Annotated in this window: 3 protein-coding genes and 1 pseudogene; all 4 read right to left on the reverse strand. The window is 49.6% G+C overall.

Annotation, left to right across the window (positions count from 1 at the left end; translation table 11 throughout):
* Window positions 1-228: 228 nt before the first annotated feature.
* Window positions 229-1695: pseudogene (locus C6H66_RS24300) on the reverse strand (VENN motif pre-toxin domain-containing protein); the annotation flags it as partial.
* 146 nt (window positions 1696-1841) lie between these two features.
* Complete coding sequence (gene cdiI, locus C6H66_RS24305) at window positions 1842-2207, reverse strand: ribonuclease toxin immunity protein CdiI (protein WP_105396996.1); 366 nt, start codon at window positions 2205-2207, stop codon at window positions 1842-1844.
* An 11-nt stretch (window positions 2208-2218) separates the two neighbouring features.
* Window positions 2219-2512: a CdiA family toxin C-terminal domain-containing protein gene (locus tag C6H66_RS24310; RefSeq protein ID WP_181150300.1), complete on the reverse strand. Its 294-nt coding sequence runs from the start codon at window positions 2510-2512 to the stop codon at window positions 2219-2221.
* Window positions 2509-3131: VENN motif pre-toxin domain-containing protein (locus C6H66_RS24315; RefSeq protein WP_248000819.1), on the reverse strand; the 623-nt coding region annotated here is incomplete at its 5' end. The genes C6H66_RS24310 and C6H66_RS24315, both read right to left, overlap by 4 nt.

The raw sequence follows: 3131 nt of genomic DNA on the forward strand, positions 1-3131 counted from the left end.
TGAAAAACCGTATTCTGTCTGCAATTCATAGCCATATTGATTGAGCAAAACAGACAGCTCCTGTTTTCCTTTCTCATCTAATGTACCTTTGCGATATTTGTCTAACATCACATTACTGGCTTTGTCTTCATTGGTGAGTCTGACGATATTTTGTGAAGCTTCCAAGAGGTTTTTACCTGCCTTTTGGTCGTCAAGAGCTTTGATCAACGCATCATTCTTTTTGACAGTCAGGAAATTATTCTCCACCGCATTCTTCCCGGCCTGGGCACCGGTAACGGCGCTTCCGGTCGAGTCACCGGCAATGCCGCCAGCCAGCCCTGCCGCCAGGGTGGAGAGGGTGCTGATGGTCTGTTTTTCCTCTTCACTTAAGTCGCTGACTTTAGTATTTTCGCCGTGAATATGCTTCATCAGTTCTCGTGCGGCCAGTTCACCGGAAGCTGCTCCTGCTGCTCCTGCCAGCGCATTGTTACCGCTGACTTCGGCGGCCACTGCCCCCAGAATGGCATGGGCCAGAGTATTGGTGACGACATCGACTTGATGGGTTTTCGGGTCGGTAGTCAGGTCTTTAATCACCCCGGCCAGGTAAGGGGAAGCGCCGCCGGCCAGTGCCTGACCAATATTCCCCCCTGCTAATCCCTGAATAGCTGCGGTAGCCGCCTGTAAAGCGGTGTGGTATTTCCCTCCGGTGCCAAGACCGGACTCATTCAATGCCTGGTTATAGGCGGTTTTGTAAATCTGGTCTTTAATTTGCTCAGGCGTAATGTTAGTTTTGCCTGCGTTTTCCAGTTTCTTTCGGGCCGCTTCTCTATCCGGGTCACTGATATTCTCCAGTTTGGCGTGGGCCGCTTTGGTGGCGATAATTGCTCCTTCAGTACTGGCGATGTCAATCACCTGCGCACTGATTTCGCCAATCAGTTGGGCCTGTTTCAGCCGTTGCTGCTCTTTCTCTTTGTCAAAGATAGGACTGAGAGCATTGTTGGCATGGTCGGTATCCCGGCTGAGGGTGGTGATATCCTGTTGCTGGTTGTCTTTATCCCGGATAATCAGGGTGCCGTCACTGACCGCGGCATGGGTGGTGCTTTGGGCGTGGCCTTCCCGGTTGGCGCCGCCCAGAGTATTGGCCGCTAGATTACTGAGGAACATGCCGCCTGTTGAACCACCTGTGCTGATATTCACGCTATGGTGTTCAGTTTTAAAATCCGCTTTGTTTTTGATATCGCCAAAGCCGAGAGTGCCGGTATCGAGGGTGTTTTTGTCTTTGTCTGCGGTACTGGCAATGACTGCACCGTCAAGTTGGGTGTGTTCACCCACTTTCACTTGATAGCCGCCTTTACCGGCAAACAGTCCAGTTTGCTCTTGTACGGAGTCAAAGTTGCTGTGGATTTTGTCGCGGCTGGCGCTGAGGTTCAATGAGCCGCCTGAACCCGGACCGACATTGGCACTGATGCCGGCACTGACGTTTTGTTGCTTCATATCGTAGCGGTTGCTGTCCTGCTCGCTGCTGAGTGTCAGGTGGCGTTTGACGTCGGCGGTAATCTGTTCGCCGCTGACCTGGGCGCCTTTGAGCGTCGCATCCCGACCGGCGTTGAGGGTGACGGTTTGCCCCGCATCCAGCGTAGTTTCATTATGGCTGACGCCGTTGCCGCTTTCACTGCCTTTACCGCGGTTGGTACTGATGGAGAGATTGAGGCCGGTAGTAATACGGGGTGGCTTTATTCTTAAACTTGAGCGAATTCTTCCTGTACTTCTTCTTCCTGTACTTCTTCTTCATGCAGAACTTCCCCCTACTTGTTGGGTGTCCAACTTTCGGGGTGCAGTTCACTTGAGCTGGGATCTTGATGTTAACAAGGCATTTTGGCTAGCAAGGCGTTAATTTTATCTTTATCTTCTGGATGTCGATAAAGATACTTTTCACAGGCTAAACGAACATATTTGTAGCATATCTCTTCGCTGACGATCACTTCATCATCATCATCTGGAGAATAACCATATATAAACATCACGCCTTCAAACCTATCCTCTTCATAATAGCTATTCATATTGGGAAAATGGCAGTAAGAACCATCTGTACTTAAAGCCCCTTTTTTAGATAATAATTCGATAGCCTCTAAGAAATGTCCATCATTGTACATTCGATCAAAATAACTTTTCACTATCCAGTGAGGGTCTGAATGATCATATGGCTGTCCGAATAGTTCTTGATTCATAATAAGTTCCCTTACTTTGGATGGAAGTTATTTACTCGCCCGGTTGCCGGATCTAAATAAACTCTAAATTCAATACCGCCCGCTTTAGCATCGTATGCCTGTTTTCCGCTAGATATTGCTTCCTTATACCCACTCGCAGCAGCTTGCTGACCCAACTCCAACATTTTTTTATCTGAATGAATCTTAGGATCATATATTGTTTTCACAAATGGTTGCAGATCTGGTCCCATTCCTTTAAGGCCCGTAATATTACCTTCGCGATCTTTAGTTGGAATTAGATAACTGACTTGGATGATTCCTTTCACTCCTGTCGATTATCTCCTGCGATTCCACCTGCCGCCAGGGTGGAGAGGGTGCTGATGGTCTGTTTTTCCTCTTCACTTAAGTCGCTGACTTTAGCATTTTCGCCGTGAATATGCTTCATCAGTTCTCGCGCGGCCAGTTCACCGGAAGCTGCTCCTGCCGCACCCGCCAGCGCATTGTTACCACTGACTTCGGCGGCCACTGCCCCCAGAATGGCATGGGCCAGAGTATTAGTGACGACATCGACTTGATGGGTTTTCGGGTCGGTAGTCAGGTCTTTAATCACTCCAGCCAGGTAAGGGGAAGAGCCGCCGGCCAGTGCCTGACCAATATTTCCGCCCGCGAGTCCCTGAATGGCTGCGGTAGCCGCCTGTAAAGCGGTGTGGTATTTTCCACCGGTACCAAGGCCAGACTCATTCAATGCCTGGTTATAGGCGGTCTTGTAAATCTGGTCTTTAATTTGCTCAGGCGTAATGTTAGTTTTGCCTGCGTTTTCCAGTTTCTTTCGGGCCGCTTCTCTATCCGGGTCACTGATGTTTTCCAGTTTGGCGTGGGCCGCTTTGGTGGCGATAATTGCTCCTTCAGTACTGGCGATGTCAATCACCTGCGCACTGATTTCGC

Source organism: Photorhabdus hindustanensis, assembly GCF_002968995.1.
GTDB classification, from domain to species: domain Bacteria; phylum Pseudomonadota; class Gammaproteobacteria; order Enterobacterales; family Enterobacteriaceae; genus Photorhabdus; species Photorhabdus akhurstii.

Excerpts from the sequence above, each read along its gene's own strand:
- cdiI (WP_105396996.1), bottom strand. The coding sequence starts at position 2,207 with ATGAATCAAGAACTATTCGGACAGCCATATGATCATTCAGACCCTCAC.